A 12,503-nucleotide genomic window follows, 5' to 3' on the forward strand; every position below is an offset into this window, starting at 1 on the left:
ACGCAGTGCTGCCACCGGGGCGGGCGCTACGGTAGGAATCGCGTCGCGCGAGCCGACTGTCTTGGGGGAGAGTTCGAATGCTGAATCAGGCCGAAGCCGTGTCCGGTGAGCGGATCTTCCGCAGGAATCCAGTCCGTTCGGCCGTCGGGGCGATCGTGCTCTCGGCGGTGCTGTCGGCGGCGACGCTCTTCCTGCTCCCGAAGTTCCTACCGGGCACCATGAAGATCTCGACCCGCGGCGTGCTGGTGCTCGTCATCGCGATCGCGCTGACCATCGCCGTGTTCGCCGGATTCTTCTGGTTCCGCAACATCCGGATCGTCGTGCGCCCCGATGCGGTCGAGATCGGGAAGGCCGGCAGCCGCGAGACGTTCTCGAGGGCGACGACCGCCTTCCGATCGAAGATCACCGAACACCGCACCAACGGACTGCCCAGCGGAACGACGCGCGCTCTGGTCGTGCACAGCGGTGACCGAGAGATCACGATCGAGCTGCCCGGCTACACGCGGTCGCTGTTCAACGAGCTGATGGCGACGCTCAACCCGATCGCGCAGCCGGTGTTCGACGATCCCGTCGCAGCTGCGCGCGCCGCGGCCCAGCTGCCGACGCAGTTCACGATCGACGCCACGGGCGAGCGGCGTCTGGCTTCGCGCATCACGATCGCCGCGGTCGTCTTCCTCGTCATCGCCGTCGGCGTCGGACTGCTGGTGATCGTGCCGGGCTTCGTCGAGAGCGAGCTCTCGGCCCTCATTCTGCTCGCGCCGTTCGCCGCGCTCGCCGCCATCGGATTCGGGATCGGTGCCGTGCAGCGCCGACGCGTCGTGCGGTCGATCCCCGCCCAGGTGTCGATCGACACCCACGGCATCCGCATCGACGGAGTCGACACCCCCTACACGCAGCTCAGCCGCATCTGGCTGACCCCGCCGGCCTACCCGGTCAAGCGCCTGCGCCTCGCACGCGCCGGAGGCAAGACGACCACGCACCTGCTGGCATCTTCCCGTGTCGGGATCACACCCGACTACGACGACCTCCTGCTGGCTGTCCGAGCAAGGACCGCGCATCTGCCCGGCCTCCTCTCCCTGGACCTCGAGTGACCGGGGAGAGGGGACACGACCCCGAGTACCCGATTCGCACCGAGCGCCTGATCCTGCGTCCCATCGCGCCGGCCGATGCGGCACCGATGCACGTCTACAAGTCGGATCCGGATGCCGTGCAGTACGTGCCCTACGCGCCGCTGGAGCTCGCAGACGTCGAGCAGCGCATCGCGACCACCTGGTCGAACACCCGCTTCGCGAAGGAGGGCGACGCCGTCTCCCTCGCCGTCGAGGAGCCTGCGACCGGTGGGCTGGTCGGCGACGTGGTGCTGTTCTGGCGCAGTGAGACCGACCGATCCGGTGAGGTCGGGTACATCTTCGACCCGCGCGCCGGCGGTCGAGGATACGCGACGGAGGCCGTCGGCGCGCTCCTCGAACTCGGGTTCGACGGGCTGGGCCTGCACCGGATCGTCGCGCGGATCGACGAGCGGAACACGGCATCGGCCAGGGTCGTCGAGCGGCTCGGCTTCCGGCGCGAGGCGCGACTGGTGGAGAGCGAATGGTTCAAGGACGAGTGGACGACACTGCTCGTCTATGCGCTCCTCGAGGATGAGTGGCGAGAACGAGGCGGGACCGGGAGATGACGAAGGGCGGCATGCGATCGGTGATCGCACGCCGCCCGAGGCCAGCTTCGGCTACTGCTTGAGCATCGCCACCGCGAGCTTGTGCGAGTCATCGATCAGATGCGAATGGTCGTCGTCTCCGAGATCGATGCGCACCCATTCGAGCGTCCCGGTGAACCCGTTGCCTGCTGCCGGGTAGTCGGGTGAGACGGGGGAGGCCAGGTCGCAGCCGACATCGACGGTCTCGTCGAATGTGAACTGGAACGGGATCGTCTTGTGAACGCGCCCCTCGCCGATCTTGTCGTCGCCGGCGTAGAGGGTGACGGTGCCGCCCTTGGCGAGACCACCGCCGTCATAGGCGAAGTGTGCTCGCAGCTCCTGCTCGCCGGCAGGGATCTGACCATCGGAGCGGATGATGTCGACGTCGATGCCGAGCAGGTTGTAGGCGAAGGCAAGTCGGCCACCGGTCGTGTAGAACGACCAGCCGCCGTAGGCACCGCCCTGTGCGATGATCACGCCGTCGACCCCGGACTCGGGCACCACGGCTCGGGCGGTGACGGTCCACGACTTGTTCTTGATGTTGATGGTGGTGTTCTCGCTGAGGCGCTTCATGCCCGGGTAGAACTTCTGGGTGTTGCTGAGCGAGAGCACCGGACGGCCGGCGAGGTCGGGGTTGAACCGCTCGGCGGTGCGGATGTCGAGCGGAAGCACGTTGAAGCGCGCGGCCTGGATGAGGAAGAGCTGCTGCAGGTGGGCGAGTCGCTCCGGTTCCTGGTCGGCGAGGTCGTGCGACTGAGTCCAGTCCTCGTCGACGTTGTAGAGCTCCCAACGGTCGTCGTCGAGTCCGTGGTCCGATCCGAGCCACGGGTCCTTGTGCTTCGCGACGGCCGTCCAGCCCTTGTGATAGATCGCGCGGTTGCCGACCATCTCGAAGTACTGCGTGATGTGGCGCTCATCCGCATCCGCATCCGCGAACGTGTAGTTCATCGGCGTCCCCTCGTAGGGGCGCTGCGTCACGCCGTTCACGCTCGTCGGTTCGGGGATACCTGCGGCCTCGAGCACCGTCGGGGCGACATCGATGACATGCGAGAACTGATTGCGGATGCCGCCCTTCTCCACGCCGCCGTTCGGCCAGCTGACGATCGTGCCGTTGCGGGTGCCGCCCCAATGGCTGGCGACCTGCTTGGTCCACTGATAGGGCGTGTCCATCGCGTGCGCCCAGCCCACCGCGTAGTGGTTGTACGAGCTCGGGGTGCCGATGTCGTCGATGTGGTCGGCCACGTACTGCTCGGTCTCGATCTCGTTCATGTGGTTGATCGTGAAGCCCTCGTTGGTCGTGCCGTGCATCGACCCCTCGGCACTCGCGCCGTTGTCGCCGATGATCACGTACACGAGGGTGTCGTCGAGGATGCCGAGCTCTTCGTAGGCGTCGAGCAGGCGGCCGACGTGGTGGTCGGCGTACGCGAGGAACCCGGCGTAGACCTCCATCTGCCGGGCCAGGGCGGGCTTGATCAGTTCGCTCATCTCATCCCAGGCGGGGATGCCGGGGCTGCGTTCGGTGAGCACCGCGTCGGCGGGGATGACGCCGAGCTCGATCTGACGGGCGAAGGTCTCCTTGCGGATCTCGTCCCACCCCTGATCGAACTGCCCCTTGTACTTGTCGGCCCACTCGGCAGGCACGTGGTGCGGGGCGTGTGTCGCGCCCGGCGCGAAGTACGTGAACGCCGGCACTTCAGGGGCCAGCATCTTCTGCTCTCGCGTCCAGGCGATCGCCTTGTCGGTCATGTCGCCCATGAAGTGATAGCCCTGCTCGGGTGTGCCCCAGGGCTCGACGGGCGTCGTGTTCTCGTAGATCGCGGGGTACCACTGGTTGGTCTCGCCGCCGATGAAGCCGTAGAAGTACTCGAAGCCGTTGCCCGGGGTCGGCCACCCGTCGAACGGGCCGATCGCGCTCGCCTGCCACACCGGCACCTCGTGGCATTTGCCGAACTGGGCGGTGTTGTAGCCGTTGAGTTTGAGCGTCTCGGCGAGCGGGGCGCAGCTGTTGGGGCGCAGCGAGTTGTACCCGGGCGCTGATGTGGCGATCTCGGTGATGCCCCCCATGCCGACCGTGTGGTGGTTGCGGCCGCTGAGCAGGGCTGCCCTGGTCGGAGAGCACAGGGCCGTGGTGTGGAAGCGGGTGTACTTCAGACCCGCAGCCGCCACACGCTCGAAGTTGGGGGTCTGCACAGGGCCACCGAAAGCACTCGATGCGCCGAACCCGGTGTCGTCGATGAGCACGACGAGCACGTTCGGGGCGCCTTTCGGTGGACGCACCGGAGTGATCGGCGGGAACGACGTGTCAGGGTCGGTCGCGTCGTAGGTGACCGTGCCCGTGTAGGCCAGATCGGGGATCGGAAGACTGGAACGCTGGGGCTCGGACATGCTCACTCCTACGGCTCTCGGCGAGCAGAGCAGCCCGCTTCGCGCCCAGCCTAAGCAGGGCGCTCCGGGGTGTCACCACCCTCGGCGGGTGAGTTTGCGGGTGAGTTTCGACGGGCATAATCAAGGGTGTGACTGCGACTGCAACCCTCCCCTCCCTCGACGGCCGCCGATTCCGGATGGTGTCGTCCACGACCTCTGCGGTCGACCCGGAATCCCCGAGCATCTTCGAGTACTTCGAACGCGACGGAGCGATCTGGGGCGGGTACGAGGGCGACACGGTCACGTTCGGCAAGTTCGTCGGCACGCGCACGGGTGACACGATCTGGGTTTCGTTCGTGCACGTGCTCAAGACCGACGGAACGGTCGTGACCGGAGACGGCGAGAGCGAGCTGGAGCTGACCGACGACGGCGGCATCCGCCTCGTGGAGCACTACGAGATGCACGGGCTCCCGCAGCTCAGCGTGTGCGAGGAGATCTCCGCCTGACGGATGGCGCGTCAGCGGGGCGGGAGTGCATCGCGACCAGGTGAAGCGGGCGTCCACCGCGTCATGCCGAGGGGCGCGGTGTCGGCATCGCGCTCCGGCAGGTCGGCCGGCAGCAGGTACGGACGGCGGATGACCTCGTCGAGCACGACGACGCTCACGACCGTGCGCACCTCGGGCAGCTGGGCGATCACTCCGGTGGAGAACTCGTGCACGCCGCTGACATCGACGGCGCGGATCAGCAGCATCGCGTCGTGCTCGCCGGTCGTGATGGCGCACCACTCGACGTCAGGCATCTCCAGTACTCGTTCGCGGAATGACGCCCAGGCCTGCGGCATCACCGTGACGAAAACGAGCGCACCGATCGAGAGCCCGGCCTTCGCCTGATCGACCCGTGCGCTGAAGCCGGTGATGACCCCGTCGTGCACCAGCGACTCGACGCGCGTGTACGCATTCGCGCGGGAGATCCCCACCTTGTCGGCGAGGGCGGCGATCGAGACGCGACCGTTATCACGCAGCACTTCGAGGATTCTGTATGCCGTCTCGTCCAAAGGTGCGGCACTTCGTCCAGAATGCTTCGACGGTTCCGCGTCCTTGCTGGACATATTGTTCCTCACATCCGAGGTTCTGGACAGAGCGTGCCGAGGTGACCCGCTCTTGCTGGACACATCGTCGCATATGATGCGAATCTGATCCACGGTCGTCCACATCGGTGGCGACTCACCCGAATGTACTCCTCGCCTCTGGAGGCCCTCATGTCGTCACGCCGTATCACGCCGGTCATCGCGTTCGGAGCCGTCGCGCTCCTTGCGCTCGCAGGTTGCTCTGGAGGGAACTCGGCGGGCGGCGGCGGCCAGTCCGCAGGCTCCGACTCCCTCGTCATCGACACCGCGTTCTCGATCGAGACCACCGACCCGGGTCACACCTACGACCCGACCGGCAACATGATCGCGAAGGCGCTCTACGAGACCCTCGTCGACTTCGAGGGTTCCGACGTCTCCACTCCCGTCGCCGGCCTCGCCTCGTGGGAGCAGAACGACGAGGCGACCGAGTTCACGTTCACGCTCGAGGGGGATCGCGTCTTCTCCGACGGCTCGCCGATCGAGGCGAAGGACGTCGTCTTCACGCTGCAGCGCATCCAGGGCATGGAAGACGCCAAGCCGAACTTCCTTCTCGGCGGCCTCACCATCACCGAGGTCGATGACAAGACGATCCAGTTCACCTCCGAGACCCCGCTGCTGCAGCTGCCCGCGATCCTCGCGAACCCGGCACTGGGCATCGTCAACTCCGACGTCGTGATCGAGAACGGCGGCACCACCGACGGCACCGACTCGGCCCAGAAGTTCCTCGACGGCGAGTCCGCGGGTTCCGGTCCGTTCGTCCTCGACACCCTCGACCTCAGCTCGCAGGTCGTGCTGAAGAAGAACGACGAATACAACGGCGACGAGGAGTCGGCGTACAAGCGCGTCGTCGTACGCAACGTCTCGGAGAGCGCCACCCAGCTCGCCAACCTCAAGGGCGGCGACTCGATGGTCGCGATGGACCTGAACGGCGACCAGGTCGCCGGTCTCGGCGACGGCATCACGGTCGACTCGGTTCCCTCCGGTCAGACCATCTTCCTGCTGCTGAACCAGTCCGAGGCGGTCGCCGGTGACCTGGCGAACGTCAAGATCGCCGAGGCGATCCGCTACGCGCTCGACTACGACGCGCTGCTCGAACTGGCAGGTGCCGGCTCCGTGCAGGCGACCGGCGTCATCCCTCCCGGATTCGAGGGCGCTCTCGACGGTGGCGTGAAGCAGGACCTCGACAAGGCCAAGGCCGCGCTCGCCGAGGCCGGATACACGGGCCAGACGCTGAAGCTGCAGTTCCCGAACGACTACCCGGTCGGCGGTGTGGAGTTCACCCCGCTCGCCGAGCGTGTGCAGGCGCAGCTCGAAGATGCCGGCATCACGGTCGACCTCGCCCCCGCACCCTTCGCGACCGAGCTCGACGCCTACGTCAACGGCACCGAGGGCTTCGGCCTCTGGTTCTGGGGTCCGGACTACGCGGACTCCGCGAACTTCCTGCCCTTCGCTCCGGGCCTCAAGGTCGGCCTCCGCGCCGGCTGGGCCGCCGAGGCCAACCCGGAGATCGCCGGAATCGCCGCGGGTGCTGCTGCCGCGACCGACCCCGACCAGCGCTCGTCGGCGTTCACCGCGTTCGCCGAGGCCATGCAGGCCGATGGCCCCTTCGTGCCGCTGATCGTTCCCGGCCGCAACATCTCCTCTGCTGACAGCGTGAAGGGCGCGGTGTACAACTCCGTCTGGGAGATGGACATCGCCGAGATCACGCCGGCCGGCTGAGCGGACATCTCATGACGACAGTGGCGGTGCAGAGGCAGGCGCAGCGGCGCCGATCGCCTCTGATCGGATACCTGCTGCGGCGGGTCGGCACCTCCCTGCTCCTGTTGGTGGGCGTGACGATCGTCACGTTCGCGCTCACCAACCTGGTGCCGGGAGACCCGGTCTCGGCCGCACTCGGTGAGGGCGCGTCGCAGAACCCCGCGACGCGTGACGCGTTCATCAAGGAGCACGGTCTCGACCAGCCACTGTTCGTGCAGTACTTCATCTACATGGGGAACCTGCTCCGCGGGGACCTCGGCACGTCGCTGGTGACCGGACGCCCGGTCACCAGCGACCTCGCCACCGCGGTGCCGGCGACCATCGAGATCGCGATCGGGGCGATCATCGTCAGCCTCGCGGTCAGCATCGTTCTCGGCACTCTCGCCGCGTACCGCCGCGGACTCGTCACCGACCAGGTCATCCGCGTGGTCACCCTGGTCGGACTCAGCGTGCCGACCTTCTGGCTGGCGCTGGTCAGCTTCTACGTCTTCTTCCTCGAGCTGCGCATCGCACCAGGGTCCGGCCGCATCTCGCCGTCGATCACACCGCCGCCGCGCGTGACCGGGCTCTACACGGTCGACTACCTCCTGAACGGCGACGCGGTCGGCTTCTTCGACGCCCTCGCGCACCTGGCCCTTCCGGTCATGGTGCTCTCGCTCGTGACCATCGGTCTGCTGACCCGCTTCATCCGCACCTCGGTGCTCGAGGTGCTCGGCAGCGACTACGTGCGCGCAGCCCGCGCCAAGGGGCTCCCGGCCATGCGCGTGATCCTCGACTACGTGCTCCGGGGCGCCTCGCTGCCGATCCTCACGGTGGTGGGTGTCGCGTTCGGGGCGCTGCTCTCGGGCACGGTGCTCGTCGAGTCGGTGTTCGCCTGGCCCGGGCTCGGCACCTACGCCTACAACTCCGCCGCGAACCTCGACCTGCCCGGCATCATGGGCGTCGGACTCGTGGTCGGCATGATCTACCTCCTCATCAACTTCATCGTCGACCTGCTCTACGGCGTGCTCGACCCGAGAGTGAGGATCGCATGAGCCGCATCGCCGCCGCCACACCGGCCGGGCGCTTCCGTTTCCGCTGGCCCCGCGCCTGGCGCACCCCGCTGGGCATCATCGGCACCGTCATCGCCGGAGCCTGGATCGTCGTGGCCTTCACCGCGCAGTGGTGGGTTCCGTTCCCTCCTAACGCGCAGGTGCTGCCCCGCCTGCAGCCGCCGGGGATCGACACCCTGCTCGGCACCGACGGCAACGGGCGCGACATCTTCTCGCGCCTGATGACCGGTGCCACCGTGAGCCTGCCGCTCGCGCTCATGCTCGTGATCGCGGCGATGATCATCGGCACGCTCATCGGTGCGATCGCCGGGTACTTCGGCGGCTGGGTCGATGAGACGCTGATGCGAATCACCGACCTGTTCATGGCATTCCCGACCGTGATCCTCGCGATGGTGGTCGCAGCGTCCCTCGGACCGTCGCTTTTCAACGCGGTGATCGCGGCGATCGTGGTGTCGTGGCCGCAGTACTCCCGTGTCACGCGCAGCATCGTGCTGGGTCTGCGCGGCCAGAACTACGTGATCGCAGGTCGTCTGCTCGGGCACTCGCCCGCACGGACGCTGTTCGTCGACATCCTCCCGAACATCGCCGGCCCCGTCCTGGTGCTCGCGACGCTCGACATCGGTGCGGCCATCCTGCTCCTCTCCGGACTCTCCTTCCTCGGCCTCGGTGCACAGCCGCCGACCGCGGAGTGGGGGTCGATGATCTCCGGCGCGATGCAGAACTTCGACGCGTGGTGGCTCGGAGTCTTCCCGGGTCTCGCGATCCTGACCGTCGTGCTGGCGTTCAACTTCCTCGGAGATGCGATGCGCGACGTGCTCGACCCGACGGCCGAGATCACGCACGAGAAGGCCGCGGAACACAAGGCCTCCGCGACGGGGGTGGCCGCATGAGTGTCCGAAGCGCAGTCGAGCAGCAGTCGTCGACGCTCAGCATCCGCGACCTGACGATCGACATCGGGCGCCCGCTCGTGAAGGGCGTCTCGCTCGAACTCGAGGCCGGTCGCATCCACGGCCTCGCCGGTGAATCGGGCTCGGGGAAGACCCTCACCTCGCTCGCCGTGCTGGGTCTGCTTCCCCGCCAGGCGCGCACCGGCGGATCGATCCTGCTCGGCGGCGAAGAGCTCGTGGGCCTGCGCCGTCGCTCCCTCAACCGGGTGCGCGGCAAGCGGATCGCGATGGTGTTCCAGGATCCGTCGGCCTCGCTGCACCCGCAGCTGCCCATCGGCCGCCAGCTCACCGACCACATGCGTGTGCATCTCGGACTCAAGGGTGCCGCAGCTCGCGCCAGGGCCGTCGAGCTGCTCGAGACCGTGCAGGTGCCGAACCCCGCCGAGGCGCTCAAGCGCTACCCGCATCAGTTCTCCGGCGGACAGCGTCAGCGCATCGCGATCGCCTGCGCCCTGGCGTGCGATCCCGAGGTGCTGCTGGCGGATGAGCCCACCACGGCTCTCGATGTGACCGTGCAGGCGGGCATCCTGAAGCTGCTGCGCGACCTCGCGATCGAACGCAACCTCGCCGTGCTCCTCGTGACGCACGACCTGGGCGTGATGAGCGCGATCGCCGACAAGGTCGCCGTCATGAAGGACGGCAGGATCGTGGAGCTCGCTGATCGCGAGACGCTGTTCCGCGATCCTCAGCACGAGTACACGCGCATGCTGCTCGCGGCCCTGCCGGGTTCGCGCATCGACGAGGCACCGGAAGGGCAGGCTGCAGATGAGTGAGGTCGCAGTCCTCGACGCGCAGGACGTGGTCGTGCGCTACCCGGGCAACCCGCCCGTGATCGCCGTCAACGGCGTATCGATCAGCGTCGCCGCGGGCGAGACCGTCGCTCTCGTGGGGGAGTCGGGCAGTGGCAAGTCGAGCCTCGCCCGTGCCGTCGTCGGCATCGAGAAGACCGCGGGCGGGACGGTGCTCTTCCGGGACGCACCCGTGTCGCCGCTCGGCATCCGCCGCCGGTCGATCGCGCTCACCGGCATCCAGATGGTGTTCCAGGATCCGGCGACCTCGCTGAACCCGCGACGCCGGGTCGGTGACCAGATCGCGGACGGCATCGCGACGGCCCGCGCTCGCGGTGCCGAAGGATCCACCGTCGACGAATGGCTCGAGCGGGTCGGGCTGCCCACGAACGTCAGCACCCGCTTCCCGCACCAGTTCTCCGGCGGACAGAAGCAGCGCATCGCGATCGCCAGGGCCCTGGCCGCACGGCCCTCGCTCCTCGTCGCGGATGAGCCGATCTCCGCCCTCGATGCCTCGACGCAGACGAGCGTGGCCGGGCTCATGCGCGACCTCGTGGCGGAGTCGGGTGCGGGGATGCTCTTCATCTCGCACGACCTCGCCGTGGTGCGGCGCATCGCCGACCGCACTTTCGTGATGTTCGGTGGACGTGTGCTCGAGTCGGGGCCGACGGATCAGCTCTGGGCTGCGCCGAGGCACCCCTATACGCAGGCGCTGCTCGCGGCGATCCCGGAGCCCGACGGCGCCGGCCGCATCCCCGCAGCTCCCTCGGTCGACGACCGCACGGTGTGGGCGGAGATCCCGCCGGTCATGTACTGACGGTCGCGCCGCGCATCGGCCTGATTCGACGCGGCGGAACACGGCGTTCCCGACGTGCGCGGCTTCTTCCTGTCGCGCCGCCCTCGCCTCGACGTCGTCCTAGGATGACCGCGCGTGAACCTGATCGCGCGGGCTGAGGAATATCTAACGTGAACACTGATAGTGAGATCGTTCGGCGATCGAGACAGGAGGCGGCCGCGTTCGGCGAGCTGTTCGAGAGGCACGCCCGCGCGGTGGTGGGCTTCGCTTCTCGACGGGTCGGAGCGGATGTCGCGGAAGACGTGCTGAGCGAGACGTTCCTCGTGGCTTTCCGCCGGCGCGCGAGTTTCGATCTCCGAGTCGATTCCGCGCGTCCGTGGCTGCTCGGCATCGCGACCCGGATCATCCACCGACACCGCGCGAGCGAGGCCAAGCAGCTGCGAAGCCTGCTCGCCCAGCCGCCCGAGCGAGCGCGCCCCGACGACTCCGACGGTCTGTCGGATCGTCTCGACGCGAGTGCGTCGCTCCGGGAACTGGCCCCTCGCGTCGCCGCACTGGCGAAGAAGGACCGCGACACGCTCTTCCTCTTCGCGTGGGGGGATCTGAGCTATGAGGAGACGGCGCAGGCTCTCGGCGTTCCGGTGGGAACCGTGAAGTCACGCCTCAATCGCGTTCGTCGGCTGCTTGCGCCGGCGCGCGCGGGCAACAAGACATCAACCAGCACTCAGCACACATCGGAGGTCGAATATGGACATCTTGGATAGCGTTCGCGAACTCGGAGTGGAAGACCCCTCTGCCAGCATCGTCGGTGCGCGGAACTCGCTTCATCGGGCGATGGCGGGCGAGGGGCGCCGGCGACGTCGCCGTGGCCTGGGAATCGCATTCGGCACAGCAGGTGGTGTCGTCGGCATCTCCGCGGTGGCAGCGGTCGTGGCGGGCACGTTCACTGTCGGCGCGGTCGTCGTCGCGCCACCGGCGTCGGCAGCGGAGACGATCGTCCTGAGTGCTGCCGCACAACTCCGGGCGTCCGAGATACCGGCCGGTAAGTACCTGAAGACGACCGAGACGTTCGAGCAGGTCATTGGCTTCCACGGACCGACGGAGGCAGAACCCTTCTCGTACGTGCTGCAGGACGCGACCGGCGTTCTGACGACGAGGTGGATCACCTCGACCTTCCTCTCGTCTGACGCCGACGTCCCGCCGATTCTGGAGGTGAGCGACTATCAGCCGGTCGCGGCCAACGGCGACGTCCAAGCCGTCGAGGAGGCGTGGAACTCCTACTACGGCTCGACCTATGGGCGCTGGGATGACGTCATCGAATCTCCCCGCCCGCCGGTGGTCTTCCAGATGGATGGTGTCGCCCATGCGCGTCTCTGGAGCAATGATCTCGAAGAAGGGCAGGTCATCGACGACCCCGACGACTCTCGCATCGACGACTGGGGCACGTTCGCGACCGAGCCCCAGGAGTTTCTCGACGACATCCTGGCGGAGTTCCCCGCCGGGACGACCAAGGAGAAAGCCATCGCCGTGGTCTTCGAGACCCTGGTCACCGGCGACATAGCCACCGCTTCGGGTGCCTACCGCTCCGTGCTCCTCGGCGTGATCGCACTCGCGGACGGCCTGCACATCGAGTCGGTCGAGGGAACCGTCACCACCGTTCGCCTCGATGACGACCGGGCGATCCGTCGGCTCGTCTTCGACACCGAAACCGATCAGCTGCGGGAAGTCTCTCAGCATCTGACGGAGGCGTACGATGCCGGCCAGAACGTGCCGGTCGGCACGAGCCCGCTCGTCGAGAGCGGGGCACCGACGACCATCCGACGCTTCACGCACGAGATCGTCGACGCGCCCCCCGCGATCAACAGCGAGGGCTGAAGCCGCGCTGCGCCCGGTCCGCACGTCGGGCCGGGCACGGCTGCGCTGTACCGTCGCGTGCCCGAGAAACACGAGGGGCCGGGGCATCCGCCCCGGCCCTTCGT

Annotated in this window: 12 protein-coding genes; 10 read left to right on the forward strand and 2 right to left on the reverse strand. The window is 67.7% G+C overall.

The genetic code is table 11. From position 1 onward, the window contains the following. Nucleotides 1-77: 77 nt before the first annotated feature. Together ACIQTX_RS01825 and ACIQTX_RS01830 are read left to right on the forward strand one after the other, a co-directional pair. On the forward strand, nt 78-1,091 hold the full coding sequence (locus ACIQTX_RS01825; protein WP_402968118.1) for a hypothetical protein: 1,014 nt from the start codon (nt 78-80) through the stop codon (nt 1,089-1,091). Beyond that, complete coding sequence (locus ACIQTX_RS01830) at nt 1,088-1,675, forward strand: GNAT family N-acetyltransferase (protein WP_402968121.1); 588 nt, start codon at nt 1,088-1,090, stop codon at nt 1,673-1,675. The genes ACIQTX_RS01825 and ACIQTX_RS01830 overlap by 4 nt, the downstream gene beginning before the upstream one ends. A gap of 51 nt (nt 1,676-1,726) precedes the next feature. Here the strand turns inward: ACIQTX_RS01830 and ACIQTX_RS01835 are convergent, their stop codons facing one another. Further along, nucleotides 1,727-4,078, reverse strand: a complete 2,352-nt coding sequence (locus ACIQTX_RS01835; protein ID WP_402968124.1) for a sulfatase-like hydrolase/transferase — start codon at nt 4,076-4,078, stop codon at nt 1,727-1,729. A gap of 128 nt (nt 4,079-4,206) precedes the next feature. Here ACIQTX_RS01835 and ACIQTX_RS01840 point away from each other — a divergent pair, with 128 nt between their 5' ends. Then, complete coding sequence (locus ACIQTX_RS01840) at nt 4,207-4,563, forward strand: hypothetical protein (protein WP_258131275.1); 357 nt, start codon at nt 4,207-4,209, stop codon at nt 4,561-4,563. 11 nt (nt 4,564-4,574) lie between these two features. Here the strand turns inward: ACIQTX_RS01840 and ACIQTX_RS01845 are convergent, their stop codons facing one another. After that, complete coding sequence (locus ACIQTX_RS01845) at nt 4,575-5,165, reverse strand: Lrp/AsnC family transcriptional regulator (protein WP_258131274.1); 591 nt, start codon at nt 5,163-5,165, stop codon at nt 4,575-4,577. Between the two features lie 150 nt (nt 5,166-5,315). On the opposite strand from ACIQTX_RS01845, the gene ACIQTX_RS01850 reads away from it, so the two are divergent. The 7 genes from ACIQTX_RS01850 to ACIQTX_RS01880 all read left to right on the forward strand — a co-directional run bounded on the left by ACIQTX_RS01850 (nt 5,316) and on the right by ACIQTX_RS01880 (nt 12,399). Then, entirely contained in the window at nt 5,316-6,902 is a 1,587-nt protein-coding gene (locus ACIQTX_RS01850; RefSeq protein ID WP_105526586.1) for an ABC transporter substrate-binding protein, read from the forward strand. 11 nt (nt 6,903-6,913) lie between these two features. Next, nucleotides 6,914-7,975, forward strand: coding sequence for an ABC transporter permease (locus ACIQTX_RS01855; RefSeq protein WP_028501158.1), 1,062 nt, complete (start codon nt 6,914-6,916; stop codon nt 7,973-7,975). Further along, nucleotides 7,972-8,883: an ABC transporter permease gene (locus ACIQTX_RS01860; RefSeq protein WP_028501157.1), complete on the forward strand. Its 912-nt coding sequence runs from the start codon at nt 7,972-7,974 to the stop codon at nt 8,881-8,883. Before ACIQTX_RS01855 ends, ACIQTX_RS01860 begins: the two co-directional genes overlap by 4 nt. Beyond that, nucleotides 8,880-9,713 (forward strand): ABC transporter ATP-binding protein, encoded by an 834-nt coding sequence (locus tag ACIQTX_RS01865; RefSeq protein WP_402968131.1) that lies wholly within the window; start codon nt 8,880-8,882, stop codon nt 9,711-9,713. The genes ACIQTX_RS01860 and ACIQTX_RS01865 overlap by 4 nt, the downstream gene beginning before the upstream one ends. Beyond that, entirely contained in the window at nt 9,706-10,545 is an 840-nt protein-coding gene (locus tag ACIQTX_RS01870) for an ABC transporter ATP-binding protein (protein WP_028501155.1), read from the forward strand. Before ACIQTX_RS01865 ends, ACIQTX_RS01870 begins: the two co-directional genes overlap by 8 nt. Nucleotides 10,546-10,694: 149 nt before the next feature. Further along, the gene (locus ACIQTX_RS01875) at nt 10,695-11,288 is read left to right on the forward strand and encodes an RNA polymerase sigma factor (protein WP_105526589.1); all 594 of its coding nucleotides are present in this window, start codon (nt 10,695-10,697) and stop codon (nt 11,286-11,288) included. Then, entirely contained in the window at nt 11,272-12,399 is a 1,128-nt protein-coding gene (locus ACIQTX_RS01880; RefSeq protein ID WP_402968136.1) for a hypothetical protein, read from the forward strand. Before ACIQTX_RS01875 ends, ACIQTX_RS01880 begins: the two co-directional genes overlap by 17 nt. Nucleotides 12,400-12,503: the final 104 nt, after the last annotated feature.

Origin of the sequence: Microbacterium sp. NPDC090281 (assembly GCF_044769635.1) — a bacterium.
Lineage (GTDB): Bacteria > Actinomycetota > Actinomycetes > Actinomycetales > Microbacteriaceae > Microbacterium.